The sequence below is a fragment of the Paraburkholderia sp. FW306-2-2C-D06C genome (genome assembly GCF_058781505.1).
The window spans coordinates 65,747-81,965 of record NZ_JBYSWU010000012.1 but is presented as its reverse complement, the minus strand read 5'-3'; the positions used below and the strand labels follow the sequence as shown (position 1 = coordinate 81,965).

At 57.2% G+C, this 16,219-nt stretch carries 14 protein-coding genes; 12 read left to right on the top strand and 2 right to left on the bottom strand.

Features of this window, described 5'->3' with window-relative positions; genetic code table 11:
• Window positions 1-3 precede the first annotated feature (3 nt).
• The 8 genes from AC3WLT_RS11765 to AC3WLT_RS11730 all read left to right on the top strand — a co-directional run bounded on the left by AC3WLT_RS11765 (window position 4) and on the right by AC3WLT_RS11730 (window position 9,309).
• Complete coding sequence (locus tag AC3WLT_RS11765; RefSeq protein ID WP_154567539.1) at window positions 4-1,131, top strand: branched-chain amino acid ABC transporter substrate-binding protein; 1,128 nt, start codon at window positions 4-6, stop codon at window positions 1,129-1,131.
• Window positions 1,132-1,161: 30 nt separating this feature from the next.
• Window positions 1,162-2,169, top strand: coding sequence for a trans-3-hydroxy-L-proline dehydratase (gene lhpH / locus AC3WLT_RS11760; RefSeq protein WP_154567540.1), 1,008 nt, complete (start codon window positions 1,162-1,164; stop codon window positions 2,167-2,169).
• Window positions 2,170-2,350: 181 nt separating this feature from the next.
• Entirely contained in the window at window positions 2,351-3,373 is a 1,023-nt protein-coding gene (locus AC3WLT_RS11755; RefSeq protein ID WP_168436025.1) for an Ldh family oxidoreductase, read from the top strand.
• A gap of 402 nt (window positions 3,374-3,775) precedes the next feature.
• On the top strand, window positions 3,776-4,939 hold the full coding sequence (locus AC3WLT_RS11750; RefSeq protein ID WP_414693526.1) for a branched-chain amino acid ABC transporter substrate-binding protein: 1,164 nt from the start codon (window positions 3,776-3,778) through the stop codon (window positions 4,937-4,939).
• 699 nt (window positions 4,940-5,638) lie between these two features.
• Window positions 5,639-6,589: a branched-chain amino acid ABC transporter permease gene (locus AC3WLT_RS11745; protein WP_492591986.1), complete on the top strand. Its 951-nt coding sequence runs from the start codon at window positions 5,639-5,641 to the stop codon at window positions 6,587-6,589.
• 13 nt (window positions 6,590-6,602) lie between these two features.
• Complete coding sequence (locus tag AC3WLT_RS11740; RefSeq protein ID WP_154567986.1) at window positions 6,603-7,796, top strand: ABC transporter permease subunit; 1,194 nt, start codon at window positions 6,603-6,605, stop codon at window positions 7,794-7,796.
• The gene (locus AC3WLT_RS11735; protein WP_266237511.1) at window positions 7,793-8,593 is read left to right on the top strand and encodes an ABC transporter ATP-binding protein; all 801 of its coding nucleotides are present in this window, start codon (window positions 7,793-7,795) and stop codon (window positions 8,591-8,593) included. Before AC3WLT_RS11740 ends, AC3WLT_RS11735 begins: the two co-directional genes overlap by 4 nt.
• Complete coding sequence (locus AC3WLT_RS11730) at window positions 8,593-9,309, top strand: ABC transporter ATP-binding protein (RefSeq protein ID WP_093638918.1); 717 nt, start codon at window positions 8,593-8,595, stop codon at window positions 9,307-9,309. Before AC3WLT_RS11735 ends, AC3WLT_RS11730 begins: the two co-directional genes overlap by 1 nt.
• A gap of 224 nt (window positions 9,310-9,533) precedes the next feature.
• Here AC3WLT_RS11730 and AC3WLT_RS11725 read toward each other — a convergent pair whose 3' ends face one another.
• Complete coding sequence (locus AC3WLT_RS11725) at window positions 9,534-10,007, bottom strand: Lrp/AsnC family transcriptional regulator (protein WP_492581781.1); 474 nt, start codon at window positions 10,005-10,007, stop codon at window positions 9,534-9,536.
• Window positions 10,008-10,752: 745 nt separating this feature from the next.
• On the opposite strand from AC3WLT_RS11725, the gene AC3WLT_RS11720 reads away from it, so the two are divergent.
• On the top strand, window positions 10,753-11,967 hold the full coding sequence (locus tag AC3WLT_RS11720; RefSeq protein ID WP_154566406.1) for a pyridoxal phosphate-dependent aminotransferase: 1,215 nt from the start codon (window positions 10,753-10,755) through the stop codon (window positions 11,965-11,967).
• A 258-nt stretch (window positions 11,968-12,225) separates the two neighbouring features.
• Here AC3WLT_RS11720 and AC3WLT_RS11715 read toward each other — a convergent pair whose 3' ends face one another.
• Complete coding sequence (locus tag AC3WLT_RS11715) at window positions 12,226-13,125, bottom strand: LysR family transcriptional regulator (protein WP_154566421.1); 900 nt, start codon at window positions 13,123-13,125, stop codon at window positions 12,226-12,228.
• A gap of 309 nt (window positions 13,126-13,434) precedes the next feature.
• On the opposite strand from AC3WLT_RS11715, the gene AC3WLT_RS11710 reads away from it, so the two are divergent.
• The 3 genes from AC3WLT_RS11710 (at window position 13,435) to AC3WLT_RS11700 (ending at window position 16,217) form a co-directional block, all read left to right on the top strand.
• Window positions 13,435-14,676, top strand: coding sequence for an aconitase X (locus tag AC3WLT_RS11710; RefSeq protein ID WP_154566407.1), 1,242 nt, complete (start codon window positions 13,435-13,437; stop codon window positions 14,674-14,676).
• Window positions 14,677-14,681: 5 nt separating this feature from the next.
• On the top strand, window positions 14,682-15,140 hold the full coding sequence (locus AC3WLT_RS11705) for an aconitase X swivel domain-containing protein (RefSeq protein ID WP_154566408.1): 459 nt from the start codon (window positions 14,682-14,684) through the stop codon (window positions 15,138-15,140).
• A 405-nt stretch (window positions 15,141-15,545) separates the two neighbouring features.
• Complete coding sequence (locus AC3WLT_RS11700) at window positions 15,546-16,217, top strand: RraA family protein (protein ID WP_168435972.1); 672 nt, start codon at window positions 15,546-15,548, stop codon at window positions 16,215-16,217.
• Window positions 16,218-16,219 lie beyond the last annotated feature (2 nt).

Sequence of the window (16,219 nt, the reverse complement as noted above, 5' to 3'; positions counted from 1 at the left end):
ACAATGAAAAAGCAGTCTGGAGTTTGTATTGCGGTCGCAGCTTTGGGGTTGATGACGGCTGTTGGAGCAAGCGCACAAGAGGTCGTGACAATTGGTCTTTCCGCTCCGCTGACCGGTCCGCAGGTGGCCGGAGGAAAGGATGTCGAGAACGGTGCGCGGCTGGCAATTGACGATTTGAATAAGGAAAACCTGAAGATTGGCGGGAAGGCTGTCACTTTCAAGCTCGCGGCGGTGGATGACCAAGCAGATCCGAAAATCGGCGTCCAAGTCGCGCAGAACCTTGTTGACCGCGGTGTCATCGCCGTTTTGGGACCCTACAATTCTGGCGTAGCGATTCCGGCCTCGCAGATCTATAACGGCGCAAGCATCCCGCTGCTGCCGACCGCTTCGAATCCAGCATTGACAAAGCAGGGTTTCAAAAACATCTTCCGTATCGGGGCCAGCGATTCGTCGCTTGGCAGCACGATGGCCGATTTCGCTTCGCAAACGCTGAAAGCGAAGACAGCCGTGGTAGTCGATGACCGCACAGCATATGGTCAAGGGGTAGCGGAAGAGTTCGAAAAGACGGCGAAGGCCCGTGGGATCCAGATCGTCGGTCAGGAATTCACCTCATCCCAGGCAACTGACTTCCGCTCGATCCTGACAACTATCAAAGCCAAGAACCCCGACGTGATTTTCTACGGCGGATACGATGCTCAGGGCGCCCCTATGGCCAAGCAGATGCGGGCGCTCGGCGTTCGCGCGAAGCTGCTGGGCGGCGACAGTATCTGTACAGCTGAAATGGGCAAGGTTGCAGGCGATGCAGCCTCGATCGTTTATTGCGCACAAGGCGGTGTTGCCCCGGACAAGACTGCGGAAGGACGCGACTATGTGAAGAGGTATCACGATACCTACCGCACGGATTTGCAAGTGTACGGCGTCAGCTACTACGACGGTGTGAAGCTGCTGGCCGACGCTATGGTGAAGGCTGGTACGACCACCGATAAAGCGAAGCTGATCGCGCAACTCGCGAAGACTAGCTACAAGGGAATCGCCGGAACTTACGCGTTTGCCGACAACGGCGAATTGAAAGGTGCTCCGACAACGGTGTACGTAATCCGCAACGGCGCGCCTGTTCCGTACGCTCCTTAAATCTCGTTAATAGCCTCCATTGCAACGTCCATGAAAATCAGTCGTTCTATTTCAACCGTAGAGGTACATACCAGCGGTGAGCCCTTCCGTATCGTGACGAATGGATTGCCACGGGCGAAAGGTAGCACCATCATGCAGCGCCGCACGTGGATGAAGGAGAATGCCGACGATATTCGCCGCGCGCTCATGTTTGAGCCGCGTGGTCACGTTGACATGTACGGAGGCTACCTGACCGAGCCGGTGTCACCGAGCGCGGACTTCGGCGTCATATTCGTGCATAACGAGGGCTATAGCGATCACTGCGGACACGGGGTAATCGCCATAGCAACTGTCGCAGTCGAACTCGGGTGGGTCGAGCGCACGGTGCCTGAGACGCGCGTGGGCATTGATGCACCGTGCGGCTTTATCGAGGCTTTTGTGAGCTACGATGGCGAGCATGCCGGCCCGGTACGATTTGTGAACGTACCATCCTTCATCTGGAAGCGAGATGTGTCGGTTCTGACACCGTCGTTTGGTAGCGTGACAGGCGACATTGCGTATGGCGGGGCGTTCTATTTCTACGTGGACGGCGCGCCTTTCGGTTTGGAGATTCGTGAACACGCAGTCGGAAAGTTGATCGCGTTCGGGTCCGAAGTGAAGGCAGCAGCCAACGCTGCCTATTCTGTAGCTCACCCGGAAATCCCCGAAATCGACCACATCTACGGAACTGTAATCGCGAATGCTCCGCGACATCCCGGTTCCACTCAAGCGAACTGCATCATCTTCGCGGACCGTGAGGTCGATCGGTCGCCGTCGGGCTCGGGCACGTCGGGACGGGTCGCACAACTTTACCTGCGTGGCAAGCTAGCTTTTGGGGAAACGTTCGTCAACGAGTCGATCGTCGGTACGACCTTCAGCGGACGCGTCGTCCGGACGACGGCTGTCGGCGATATTCCGGCCGTGATCAACGAAATCGAAGGCTACGCGCACATCTGTGGTTTTGCAAACTGGATTATCGACGAGCGGGACCCGCTTGCACACGGCTTCCTCGTCCGATAAGCCGCAACGGTCTGCCTGGCCTCGATGTCCGGTTGACGTGACAAAACCCTGCCACACACTTTGCGGCGCACTAACTTCCCATTCCGCAGCCGTCACGAGCTGCCTATTCGATCGATGATTAGCTAATCGAACAATCGGTACGGCTCGTACCGAGCTGGACAGCTTCTTCATAGGTGACACGGTGGCGCAAGTCAAATTCGAATCCCTGGCCGAGCGATTACAGAACATCCTTGAGAGAGCCGGTTGCTCAACGCGCGTCGCTAGACTGATCGCTACGAATTGCGCGTCCGCGGAACGCGATGGTGCGAAAAGCCACGGGCTCTTCCGGATGCCGGGCTATGTGTCGAGCTTAGTCGGGAACTGGGTCGACGGAAGGGCCGAGCCCATCGTCGACGATGTCGCACCGGGATTCATTCGCATCGACGCGGCTAACGGCTTCGCGGTGTCCGCGTTAGATGCGGGTGCGAAACTGGCGATCGAGAAGGCGAAGCGAAATGGCATTGTCGTCGTCGCGATTCGCAATTCCCATCATCTCGGAGCACTGTCGCTCGACGTCGAGCCATTCGCTGACGTTGGCCTCGTCGCGCTGGCGGTACTCAATTCGATGAAGGGTGTCGTACCGTATGGCGGCAAGTCGGCCGTATTTGGTACGAATCCGATGGCGTTCGCCGCGCCGCGCGCGTCGGCACCACCGTTCGTGTTTGACCAGGCGGTCTCGACCATGGCGCGCGGTGACGTCAGCATCGCGATGAACGAAGGGCGAACGCTAACGTCCGACGTCGGTGTCGACAAGCATGGTCTCCAGACCACCGACCCGGCCGATATTATCGACGGAGGCGCGCTACTGACTTTCGGCGGTCACAAGGGGACGACGCTCGCGCTGATGATTGAGATCTTGTGCGCCGCACTCGTCGGTGGCCAGTTCTCGTACGAGTGCGTGCTGGAAACGATGCCGGGCGCCGCGACGCCGCGAACCGGCCAGACGTTGATCCTGATCGATCCGACCGCCGGCAGCACAGGCCTGCCGCACTTCCAGATCCGCGTCGACGAACTAATGCAGGCCGTGATAGACGCTGGACTGCAGCGTGTTCCAGGCGACAGAAGGTTAATTGCACGGGCTCGTGCGATGGAGGACGGAATCGACGTCAGCAGAGAGGAGTTCGACATGCTTGCGTTGCTGGACAGAGACACCGGAATTCATTGAATCTAAGTTGACTGACGGACCGGTCGATTCTGCGTCACTCGTTGTTCGGTGCGGATGTTCATTGTCTCCGCTGCCCGGGTCGTAGGAATGTGAGATTCCAGATGTGGTTTGGCCGCGAAGATGGGCTTTCTCACATGCGATGAAGTCAACCGGAACATCAAAGGAATCCGGGGGGCGTACGAAACGAAACATCTATTTCGCGCTGAGGGGTTATCCATCAAGAACGTTTGGATCTGCAACCCGGCGAGGATTCAAATCGACAGCAAATGAGCTAATTGGCTGGCTATAGTGCCTCACCATCCTGCACAACACCGAAATCGGCCTGTGCGATTGCCCCGAAGAACCTACGGAGTCGCAGGGCATCGATGCTTGTCGAGCCGGTACGAGGATGGCTAACTAATTATTGGGGATGCCGTCATGAAGAGCTTTGTTATAAGCAAGACCGCGTTGATATTGTTGACCGTCGCATTCGATGCATCGTCCTTTGCGAAAGCTGAGACGACGCAGATTGTGAAGTTGGGTGCCGTTGCTCCGCTCACCGGGGGCCTGGCGCATCAGGGACGAGACTCGGAGAATGGCGCAAAACTGGCGGTGGACGAAATTAACGCCAAAGGTCTGGTAGTCGGTGGCAATAAGGTGGTTCTCTGGCTTGAGCAAGAAGACGACGCCGCCGATCCCCGAACGGCAACCCAGATTGCGCAGAAGCTCGTTGACGATAAGGTGGTCGCGGTGATTGGTCACCAGACTTCCGGAACATCGATTCCCGCATCTCGGATCTATCGGGATGCGGGAATTGTTCAGATTACACCGGCTTCCACAAATCCGCTTTACACACAGCAGGGATTCAAGACGACATACCGTCTGATTGCAACGGATGCCCAGCAAGCACCCGCTTTGGCAACGTATGCCGCCAAGAACATGAATGCGAAGACCATCGCGATCGTAGATGACGCCACTGCATATGGCCAGGGGCTAGCAGATCAATTCTCGAACAATGTCCAGGCCCTTGGCATCAAGGTGCTTTCACGCGACGCCAGCACTGATAAGACGGTCGATTTCAAAGGAATTCTGACGAAAATAAAGGGCGAGAATCCGGACATCATAATGTATGGCGGAAGTGACGCTGCGGGAGCTCAGTTGGTGAGGCAGGCCGCTCAGCTCGGGTTGCGCGCAAAGGTCCTTTCCGGGGACGGATTGTGTACGGAAAAAATGGGCGAGATGGCCGGAGACGCTTCGAAGAATCTGGTGTGCTCTGAGGCCGGTCTTCCGCTGGAGATGATGCCCGGCGGCGAAGCCTTCAAGAAAAGATATGTACAGAAGTTCAATCAACCGATTCAGAGCTATGCTCCATTCGCGTATGACGCCGTCAATGTGGTTGTCGACGCGATGAAGCGTGCGAACTCCACGGACCCCGCAAGGATCCTCGACGCCATGCAGGCGACGCAGTATAACGGCGTGATCGGCAGGATCGCGTTCGATTCGAAAGGCGACCTCAAGGAGACAGGTATTTCGTTATACCAATTCAAGAATGGAAAGAAGAATCTGCTTCAGGTAGTCAGGATGTAAATCTCAATCGCCCCGGGGATGTTGAGGAAGGACCGCTTCGGCATGGAAACGTGCAATACGCGAGCGGGCCTCCTCGCCATTCCATATCCCGAGCTGATGCGGTAGGCGGGAGAATCCGCAGGAATCGGAATTTTCTCTTCATGGGCTTACCAGCTGGTTGCGCTGCCGATATCGAGCGTCACGTGAACTGAGACTTGACGTGCTACGAGACTTGGCATCCAAGGATCAGGCATGCAACTGTGAGGGCATGTCGGTGACATGTCTTTCTATCGATGGGGCTTTGGGGTTATTTCAAGATTTGACGTTTTGCGCCTGATCTCTTTCGCGATCAGGCGCTCCAATTCATTCGAAGTGGGACGGCGTACTCGCACGGTGCGGACGATCGGGTGCGGTCTCGGCTAGCGGATCGTTTCGACACCGACGGCGATTAGGCGGGTGCACGTGCGATGCGCGGTTTTGGGAACAAGAGCATGCCGGGACCATTTCGTGTCAGCGGACAAGGACGCGACGATGGCATTTAACGATGTTCCAATATCTGCCCGCACGGCGAGTCCATTTTTTGGGTCTGCCGTGAACATGCCGGGACGATCGGACCTTACCGGTTTTTATCTAGTATCCGCAGTGTCGTCGAGACGACGTGATTCCTCGCTTACTCGCGGGCTGCAGCCTTCTGCGGTTGCACGGGCTAAGGAGCATTAAATGGATATCTTCATCCAGCAGGTCCTCAACGGGCTGGTGCTTGGCAGCGTTTACGCCATCATCGCACTGGGCTATACGATGGTTTACGGCATCTTGGGCATCATCAACTTCGCGCACGGCGATGTGTTGATGGTGGGCGCGATGGTTGCGCTCTCAGCCATAGGCGTGCTTCAGAACCACTTCCCCGGCCTCGGCAATGTGCCGACGCTCATCATCGCGTTGATCATCGCGGCAGTGGTTTGCTCGCTGGTCGGCTACACGATCGAGCGCGTGGCCTACCGGCCGTTGCGTAAAGCACCGCGCCTCGCCCCGCTGATCACCGCGATCGGCGTGTCGATCCTGCTGCAAACCCTCGCGATGATGATCTGGTCGCGCAACCCGCTGCCGTTCCCGCAGCTGTTGCCTACTGACCCGATCAACGTGATCAAGGCCACCGACACGACGCCTGGCGCCGTGATCTCGATGACCGAAATCGTGATCATGGTCGTGGCGTTCCTCGTGATGGGCGGTCTGCTGTTGCTGGTTCACAAGACCAAGCTGGGCCGCGCGATGCGTGCGATCGCTGAGAACCCGGGTGTCGCCAGCCTGATGGGCGTGAACCCGAATTTCGTGATTTCGGCGACCTTCATGATCGGCTCGGCGCTGGCCGCTCTTGCCGGCGTGATGATCGCGTCCGAATACGGCAACGCACACTTCTATATGGGCTTCATCCCGGGTCTGAAGGCCTTTACCGCGGCGGTGCTGGGCGGGATCGGCAATCTCGGCGGGGCCATGGTGGGCGGCGTGCTGCTCGGCCTGATCGAACAGTTGGGCGCCGGCTACATCGGCAACCTTACGGGCGGTGTGTTCGGCAGTAACTACCAGGACGTGTTCGCATTCATCGTGCTGATCGTCGTGCTGGTGTTCCGTCCGTCGGGCCTGCTGGGCGAACGTGTTGCGGATCGAGCATAAGGAGTAGACAGACATGACATCAATTCAACCGATCGAGCCGTCCACGACGCTCATCCCTGAAAAGAACCTGACGAAGACGCTGACCGTCGGCATCATCACCGCGATCTTCGTGATCGCGGCGCCGATGATCATCGGTGCCGCTGGCGGCAACTACTGGGTCCGCGTGCTCGACTTCGCGATGCTGTACGTGATGCTGGCGCTGGGTCTCAATGTGGTGGTCGGCTTCGCCGGCCTGCTGGACTTGGGCTACATCGCGTTCTACGCGATCGGCGCGTACACCGCGGCGCTGCTGAGTTCGCCCCACCTGACCTCGCAGTTCGAGTGGATCGCGCACCTGTTCCCGGGCGGCCTGCATACGCCGATCTGGATCATCGTGCCGATTGCGATGGGGCTCGCCGCGACCTTCGGCGTCCTGCTCGGCGCGCCGACCTTGCGTCTGCGTGGCGACTACCTCGCGATCGTGACACTGGGCTTCGGGGAGATTGTGCGGATCTTCATTAACAACCTCGACCGTCCGGTCAACATCACGAACGGGCCGAAGGGGATCACCGGCATCGCTCCGGTGTCGGCAGGCGGCTTCAGCCTCGCGCAGACACACACGTTCCTCGGGTTTTCGTTCCCGTCGGTGTACATGTATTACTACCTGTTCGTGTTGTGCGCGCTGTTCGTGATCTGGACCTGTACGCGTTTGCAGCACTCGCGGATCGGCCGTGCATGGGCCGCTATTCGTGAAGACGAAATCGCCGCCAAGGCAATGGGCATCAACACCCGTAACGTGAAGCTGCTGGCCTTTGCAATGGGCGCGTCGTTCGGCGGCCTGTCGGGCGCGATGTTCGGTTCGTTCCAGGGCTTCGTGTCGCCGGAATCGTTCACGTTCTGGGAATCGGTCGTGGTGCTGGCGTGCGTGGTGCTCGGCGGTATGGGCCACATCCCTGGCGTGATTCTCGGTGCGGTGCTGCTCGCCGTGTTCCCGGAATTCCTGCGCTCGACCATGGGTCCGTTGCAGAACATGATCTTCGGCCATGAAATCGTCGATACCGAAGTGATCCGTCAGTTGCTGTACGGCCTCGCGATGGTCGTGATCATGCTGTACCGCTCGGAAGGCCTGTGGCCGTCGCCGAAGCACGAAGACAAGATTGCGAAACTGGCGAAGCGCGCTGGCAAGAAGCCGGTGCGCGCCTTAGGCCCGCAGGGAGAAATCATATGAGCGATAACGTAAACAACGGCGTCGGCAGCGATCAGATCCGCCTGTCGGTTAAGGGCGTCAACAAGCGCTTCGGCGGCCTGCAGGCACTGTCCGACGTTGGCCTGCAAATCAAGGCGGGCCAGATTTATGGCCTGATCGGCCCGAACGGTGCCGGCAAAACGACCTTCTTCAACGTGATCACGGGTCTGTACACGCCGGATTCGGGCGAGTTCAAGCTCAACGGCACGGAATACACGCCGACTGCCGTCTATCAGGTGGCGAAGGCGGGTATTGCGCGTACGTTCCAGAACATCCGTCTGTTCGGTGGCATGACCGCGTTGGAAAACGTGATGGTTGGCCGTCACGTGCGTACGAAACACGGCCTGATCGGCGCGGTGTTCCAGACGCCGGCCGAGCGCAAGGAAGAGCGCGAGATCAAGGAACGCGCAGTCGAACTGCTGGAATACGTCGGCATTGCGCAGTACGCGGACTACACGTCGCGCAATCTGTCGTACGGTCACCAGCGCCGTCTGGAAATCGCCCGCGCACTGGCAACGGATCCGAAGCTGCTCGCGCTGGATGAACCGGCTGCCGGCATGAACGCAACGGAAAAGGTCGAGCTGACCAAGCTGCTCGACAAGATCCGCAGCGACGGCAAGACGATTCTGCTGATCGAGCACGACGTGAAACTGGTGATGGGTCTGTGCAACCAGATGACGGTGCTCGACTACGGCAAGGTGATTGCACAAGGTCTGCCTTCAGATGTGCAGAAGGATCCGAAGGTGATCGAAGCTTATCTGGGTGCGGGGGTCCACTAATGGCAACGGCAATGTTGAAAATCAAGGGCCTGCAGGTCAATTACGGCGGCATCCAGGCAGTCAAGGGTATCGATCTCGAAGTTGCACAGGGCGAACTGGTCACGCTGATCGGCGCGAATGGCGCAGGCAAGACCACGACGATGAAGGCGATCACGGGTCTGAAGCCGTACTCGGCAGGCGACATCGAGTACATGGGTGAGTCGATCAAGGGCATCCCGGCGCACGAACTGCTCAAGCGCGGTCTCGCGATGGTGCCGGAAGGCCGCGGAATTTTCTCGCGCATGTCGATCGTCGAGAACATGCAGATGGGTGCGTATCTGCGCAACGATACCGACGCCATCAAGGCAGACGTCGATCGCATGTTCGGCTTTTTCCCGCGCCTGAAGGAACGGGCCACGCAATACGCGGGCACGCTTTCGGGCGGCGAACAGCAGATGCTGGCGATGGCACGTGCGATCATCAGCAAACCGAAGCTGTTGTTGCTGGATGAGCCGTCGATGGGTCTGTCGCCGATCATGGTGGAGAAGATCTTCGAGGTGGTGCGGGCGATTTCCGCTGAAGGCATGACGGTGCTGCTGGTCGAGCAGAACGCGCGTCTCGCGTTGCAGGCGGCGAATCGTGGCTACGTGATGGACTCGGGTCTGGTGACGATGTCCGGCGACGCGAAGCAGATGCTGGATGATCCGAAGGTGCGGGCGGCTTATCTCGGAGAGTAAGCACTGATCTGACCGTTCTTCAGATGATTTCGATCTCGTAACCTTTGGTCGATTCCGTGCTCCGGATATCTTCTGCGCGGCGGTGCTGTCACCATAGAGTCCGGCTGGACGCTAATGGTAGTACCAATATCGAGTCACGCTATACAACCTCTCACTGATTCTGCCGTTCACTGCCATCCTCACCGTGTGCCGATACACAATCAGTTGTTCTTTTTCAAGAACTCCTAAGCGGGAGGGCACACAGGTGCTTTGACTTCATTCACGACGAATGACGTGTACATTTCCTTGACGCTAGAGCAGCCGTTAATGTGTTGGCGCGCAAACTCGCCAAATGAAGACAGCGTCTCGGTCACAATTGTCAGTTGATAGTCATACTGTCCCGAGATGTTATAGCAGGCTAATACTTCGGAGAGCGGGCGGACTGCGGCCTCGAACGCTCTCATGTGTTCCATGCTCCTCTGAACCAATGTGACCAGAACCAGTGCAGTCACCTCATAGCCAAGTTGCTTCAGATCGACACGTGCGTGATATCCGGTGATTACGCCGAGCGACTCCAGCCGCTTTACCCGGCGCCAGCACGGAGATGTGCTGAGGTTGATTTTTTCCGATAGTTCAGCACTGGAGAGCCTCGCATCCGCCTGCAAAGCGGCAAGAATTTGCTTGTCTAATCGATCCAATGTTGGTACTGGACGATGCATTTCGTAACTCCATGGATGTGAAATGATTTGTCGCGTGTCGGGCATTATTGCGGAGCCAATTTCCGCAAGCAATACCAACTTATTCCGGGTAGCGTACCAACCAATGCAGCCTGAACCAGATGCAGCACCGGACAGGGCAGGGGCGGTACATGCCGATGTAATGGCTGTGTCACACCGGGAGGGGGCGGGAGGACGTTCTGGGATGCACAGGCTACGCGCCAGCCGGGTCATGCAGTCAACTAGATTCCGGCATAGGTAACATACCGTTCGCCTCCGACCAGGGCGATCGAGCGGCATGGTGCTCCGACCGCTTCGAACATGGGGAGTTACCGCAGATCGGCGGTTCGTGATCATTCAAGATGCTTGATTAGGGGCCAGCAGGGGGATGGCCCGACTTTTACCTTCCCGCGAAAAGCTCGGCAGTCGACAGCCTTGTATCACCTTCGAACGCTGCCAGCACTTGCTGGTCGATCTCATCCAGCGTCGGCATTGAACGATTCGTTTCGCTGTTCCGGTCGTACGAGCAGATTTGTTGCACGCCAGCCAATATTTGGGTACTAAGAACAGCAAGCAATGCCGGACCGTTTCAGTATTCTCTTGGTGATCGCCATGCATTGCGAAAACGAGTCCAATTCCGCGCCTTTGCAGAGGCTAAGTAGCGTGACAGGTAGTGATAGATGCGCAACAAATTTTCAGCTGTTTGTGGATTTGCTGCGATCGAACATAAATAGGAAAGGTTGGTTATATGAACACGTTGGAATCAAAGAGCAATTTTCAGGATATCTTTCCGATTCAACCGCGAGATACCGTCTCCTCTCTGCCAACCTCGCTAATTAGAGAGGTGGCGGATGGGGCCATGAATCGTTCGGACATTCTGCCATTTTGGTTCGGCGAATCCGATCAGGTGACGCCTGACTTCATTCGGGATGCTGCTATCGAATCATTGCGCTCCGGCGAGACCTTCTATCCACAGAATCTTGGTAGGCCCTATCTTCGATCTGCACTATCGTTATACCTTACGCAACTTCATGGGTGCACGATCGATTCAGATCGACTCGCTGTCGTAAGCGGCGGTATTTCCGGGTTGATGCTTACAGCACAGACCATCATAGAGCCCGGTGACAGAGTAGTGGCTATCACTCCACTTTGGCCGAATATAGCCGAGATACCTAGAATCCTAGGCGCGAACGTCACGAGAGTTCCGCTGTCAGTCGTTAACGGTGCATGGGCGCTCGATGTCAACAAATTGATTTCGGAACTTACTGCCGGAACGAAGGTGCTTTTTATAAATTCGCCAAACAACCCAACCGGATGGATGATGACGGAGCGCGATGTCGACGAGATTTTGGTGCATTGTCGGAAACATGGTATTTGGATTGTTTCGGATGACGTATATCAGCGCCTAGCATACGATCAAGCAGTATTCTGTGCCCCATCATTTTTGGATCGATATCAAGATGGAGATCGAATAATCTCGGTAAATAGCTTCTCCAAGTCTTGGTTGATGACGGGTTTTCGGGTTGGATGGGTCGTCGCTCCACCGTCGATTGTAAAGGCGCTAACTAAGATTATTGAATACAACACCTGCTGTATCCTTGAGGCGAGCCAAAGAGCCGCACATTCTGCACTGTTGCGTGGAGAAGATACTGTTCAGTCGTTACGTGCCGATTTACGCTCGAATCGAAAGGTCCTCGTCGACGGATTGTGCGAATTGCCGGGCGTAGAAGTGCCGGGGGCAGGCGGGGGCATGTATACATTTTTCAAGATTGCGGGGATATCGGATACAACGGCGTTGGCGAGGAATTTGATCGATGTTTCGGGGCTGGGGTTGGCGCCCGGGGCGGCGTTTGGGCCGGAAGGGAGAGGCTGGCTAAGATGGTGCCATGCCGTATCAGGAGTTAAACTGAGCGAGGGGTTATCTCGGATCACTCGCTTCTTTGAGCACAATCGCATTGTGTGAATGACGGTGAGGTCAATTCGATCACTGGAAGGTCAAAAGCGAATAGTGCGCCTCTACAGGCGAGCGAATTAACGACACTTCGACTTGCACCCGGAGCGTCGCCATGACGCTTCGGTCTATCGTCGTCTGGACTGATGCCGAAATTGTTATTTTCTAAGTGCAATCCGGTATTCTCAGGTACGAAATCGAAGTTTGATAAAAATCAAGGATACCTAATATAATGTGACGGAGCCGTCTTTGTCGTGCTTCGACGATTGTTCACCCAGTCTGAAACATCCGCCTGAAGTCACACTTCTCCTGGGCCAGCGTAGCAATGGACGATATTAGTGTGCTTTTTCGGTCGCTTTTCCAGATGGCGGCATACGTTGCCAGTGGCAGGGCAGGGATCACCGTGAGTTCCTGCAGCGCCCCAGAATCGACCATTGGTGCGAGGCACTTCTTGGGCAAATAGCTGATTCCCATGCCCGAGACCGTGAGTCCGATGATGGCAACCACGCTGTTGCTGAACAGGGTGTTCTCATGGTTCACGCCGATTGAGCGGAACCAACGGTTATAGAGCTGACCTGTTCCCGAGCGGCCATCCTGAGTCAGCAACCGGTGCGCTGCAAGCTCGTGCATGCGAAGCCGATGTGGCTGGCCGACAAGGCCGGGTTTGCACATCCAGACATTCTCGACCACGCCAACGCGTTTCGACAAGAACCGCTGTTCGTTGAACACATCGGGAACGATCATGAGGTCAATCTCGTCGGCAAGGAGCTTGTCGCGAAGCATGACGCTGACTTCGACGTACGGCTCAATAATCACCCGGGGATATTTGGCCTGGATCGCGCCTACCAGACGCGGTAGCCAGGTCATGGCCGTGAGTTCGGTGACCCCAATCCTGACGTGACGCTCCATGACCTCCGGGCGCTGGAACTGTTCGACCGCTGCATCCCGCTGCTCGAGCAGCCGCTTGGCGAGCAAGAACATCTCCTCGCCCTTTTCCGTCAACCGCGCTGAGCGTAACGAGCGATCGAACAAGGGCGTCTCGAACAGCGCTTCCAGCTCTTGCACCCGCTTGGATACCGCCGACTGCGTGGTATGCATCTTGTTCGCGGCGTGCGCGAACCCGCCTAGTTGCACGACCCAAAAGATTGTCTCCAGTTGCTTGAACGTCATCACGGCCAATCCCTCCGAACCCTCATGTATCGCGTCACGGAATGTATATCGATCGTATTTTGTCGCTTTTTTTGATCAAGGTCGAGTACCAGAATAGCTGCAATTCACCGTCGACTCCCGACGGCGACATAGAACGCGATAAGTGCTGCCGCACAGCTTCTCGCTTATCACCCGCTGCCGCCGAGTTTTCGTTGATCTGTTGCGGTGGCGCCTGGGGCGGCACTTTGTTGACTCACTCCCGGGAGCTCCAGCCTTCCCTGCCCGGTATAGCCGCAAGGCTGCTCGGGCCTCTTTCATGGAGATTTATGTATGTTGCTGACTGAAGAAGAATCCCGGATGTTGGTCGGGGACAGGGGTCCTGCAGTGAAAAAAGCCATGGAGATTCTGGTGGCATTGGGCGAGAGCTTCAGTGCCGCAAGGCTTGTTCCGGTCAACAACGTCCATATGGCGGGTTCTTCGGTGGTGGTCGCCGAGGAAGCCGGCACGAAGTTCGTTGAAGATATCCGAAAGCAAGGCGGCACGTTCGTCACCCGAGTCACTACCAATCCGACCGCTGTCGATCCCACTCAGTGGCAGGACATCGGCATTCCCGAATCGGACAGCGTCCTGCAGACCCGGCTGACCGACGCCTATGCGGGGATGGGGGCTAACACGTGCAATACCTGCATCCCTTACTTGGTGGGAAACACCCCGCGGTTTGGCGAGCACATGGCTTGGGGGGAGTCGTCAGCCGTCGTGTTTGCCAACTCTGTTTGCGGCGCCAGGACCAATCGAGAGGGGGGGCCTAGCGGACTTGCCTCGGCCCTCACCGGCCGCACCCCTGAGTATGGTTTCCATCTGAAGGAAAACCGCTACGGCAAATTCCTGATCAAGGTGGAGACGCCTCTCAATGACATGACTGACTATGGAACGCTCGGATATTTCGCCGGCAAGATCGCGGGACAGGATACGCCGGTATTTACAGGCATTCCTACGGATCCGACCTTAGAACAACTGAAAGCCCTGAGCGCTGCCTTGGCGGCTTCCGGCGCTGTGAGTATGTTCCATGCTGTTGGGGTGACGCCCGAGGCTCCTACGCTAGGCGAGGCGTTTGGTGGACGCGAGCCGGAGAAGATTCTCCTTTTCGGTCAGTCAGAGAAGGAACAGGCAGAGGCTGCGCTGAACAAGGAGTCCTCCAGCCATGTGGACTGGATTCTTGTCGGCTGCCCGAATGCTTCGGTGCAGGAGATCCGCGAAGTCGCCGACGCCTTGCAGGGCAGGAAGGTCCATCGGGACGTCTCCCTATGGGTCACGACGGCCGGCGCGATGTATGCCATGGCTGAGCGCATGGGCTATATCCGGACCATTGAGGACGCTGGTGGCATTGTCGTGCGAGAGACCTGTCCGTTCTTGGCCCGCAGCCGGGTCATCGCTCCAAAGAAGGGATATAGAACGCTGACCACCAACTCGGCGAAGATGGCATTTTATGCTCCTGGTCAATTTGGACTCCCTACCCACTATGGGAATCTGGATCGAGTGATGAAAGCAGCAATCAATGGTGTCTGGAGCTGATCAACATGACGGCAAATCAACTTGTCCTGAAGGGGCGAAAAATCGTCACGGGTAAGGCCAGCGGCGAGGCCGTCGTTACCAAGGAAGCCATTAGTTTTAATGGGGGCGTCGATAATTTCACCGGGTTCGTCACCGAGCCCGGGCACGAACTGGAGGGTGTCAATATTGCCGGGAAAGTCCTGGTGTTCCTCACCGGGAAAGGGTCTACGGGTGGATCGTACAAGATTTACGACATGGTATCGCGCGGGACCGCCCCAGCGGCCTTTATCCAGGCGCATCCAGAGCCCATCACCACGATCGGAGCGATTATCGGAAATATCCCGGTCATCGCTGGCCTGGACCAGGATCCGACGCTTGCAATTTCCAGCGGCGATTTTATCGAGATGGATGCGGATGCGGGCATCGTTTTGGTGACCCCTAAACAGCCGCTGCAAGAAGCCGTACTTCCTGTTCCGGCTGTATAGCAACTGCAGATCCGTTGGCGGTGATCCGACGTCGCGTCTTTCACGTTGCTCGCGCCGCCCGCTCGCCAGTGAGCTTCGTATTCCATGCGAGCGATTGATTTTCGAGAAATCTCGCCAGTCTCGATCTGATACGCGGGCAGATCCTGGCGGTGATTTCGTCCTTGGTGGAGGTATTGGCATTCGTCGACGAACGAGAGCGAACTGGCAGATAAGCTTTTACCGGTGCGTGGATATGACGCTCGAGGAGAAAAGCAAGCGCGCGCTGCCAGGCGATCGGCTCGCAGTGATCAAGCTCTGGCAATGAAGCGGCCGCAGATGGCTAAGTTGAAAAGCGAGATAAGCAATTAGAAATTTGCAAATCATTAACGGGAAACGAGAGTTTGTCGAATTTGTTAGGAGATTAACGTGAATGGCCAGCCTTCTTTGCTTGGGCGCCTTGCCGCGCTCGACACCAACACCGTCTCAGACGCACTTGATTTCCTCGGCCTCCCGGGCGCCACGCATGGCCTGCGGCCGCTATGGGACTGCCCGAAGATTGTGGGCCGCGCCAGCACCATCCAGCTCGGTCCCAAAACCGATGCGAAGCCCACGGTGCATCTCATTTCGCCGGTGATCGATGCCGTCACCAGCGACGACCGGGTGCTGGTGATCGCTGGCGGCGTAGATGGCATCTCGTGCTGGGGGGACATTCTGGCTAATGCAGCATGCGCCAAGAAGATCAGAGGTTCCGTTATAGACGGGTACAGCCGCGACATCGAGGGCAGCGAGTCGATCGACTATCCCGTCTATGGACGCGGCGTCACCATGATCAGTGCGCGCAATCGCGTGATCCAGACTGGCTCGGGCGAACCGGTGCAGGTCAGGGGCGCGACGGTGCACCAGGACGACTATGTGATCGCCGACCGCTGCGGCGCAGTGTTCGTGGCAGCTGCACGTATCGAGGAGGTGCTCGAACTCGGCGAACGCATCGCACGCCGCCAGGACGGCATGGTCGCCGCCGTGCGCGCAGGTCGCTCGGTCGCCGAAGTCATGCACGACAAGGAGTTCGAAGCCATCAATCAAGGAGACGCGAAGTGAAC

Excerpts from the sequence above, each read along its gene's own strand:
- AC3WLT_RS11765 (WP_154567539.1), top strand. The coding sequence starts at position 4 with ATGAAAAAGCAGTCTGGAGTTTGTATTGCGGTCGCAGCTTTGGGGTTG.
- lhpH (WP_154567540.1), top strand. The coding sequence starts at position 1,162 with ATGAAAATCAGTCGTTCTATTTCAACCGTAGAGGTACATACCAGCGGT.
- AC3WLT_RS11745 (WP_492591986.1), top strand. The coding sequence starts at position 5,639 with ATGGATATCTTCATCCAGCAGGTCCTCAACGGGCTGGTGCTTGGCAGC.
- AC3WLT_RS11740 (WP_154567986.1), top strand. The coding sequence starts at position 6,603 with ATGACATCAATTCAACCGATCGAGCCGTCCACGACGCTCATCCCTGAA.
- AC3WLT_RS11735 (WP_266237511.1), top strand. The coding sequence starts at position 7,793 with ATGAGCGATAACGTAAACAACGGCGTCGGCAGCGATCAGATCCGCCTG.
- AC3WLT_RS11730 (WP_093638918.1), top strand. The coding sequence starts at position 8,593 with ATGGCAACGGCAATGTTGAAAATCAAGGGCCTGCAGGTCAATTACGGC.
- AC3WLT_RS11725 (WP_492581781.1), bottom strand. The coding sequence starts at position 10,007 with ATGCATCGTCCAGTACCAACATTGGATCGATTAGACAAGCAAATTCTT.
- AC3WLT_RS11720 (WP_154566406.1), top strand. The coding sequence starts at position 10,753 with ATGAACACGTTGGAATCAAAGAGCAATTTTCAGGATATCTTTCCGATT.
- AC3WLT_RS11715 (WP_154566421.1), bottom strand. The coding sequence starts at position 13,125 with ATGACGTTCAAGCAACTGGAGACAATCTTTTGGGTCGTGCAACTAGGC.
- AC3WLT_RS11710 (WP_154566407.1), top strand. The coding sequence starts at position 13,435 with ATGTTGCTGACTGAAGAAGAATCCCGGATGTTGGTCGGGGACAGGGGT.
- AC3WLT_RS11705 (WP_154566408.1), top strand. The coding sequence starts at position 14,682 with ATGACGGCAAATCAACTTGTCCTGAAGGGGCGAAAAATCGTCACGGGT.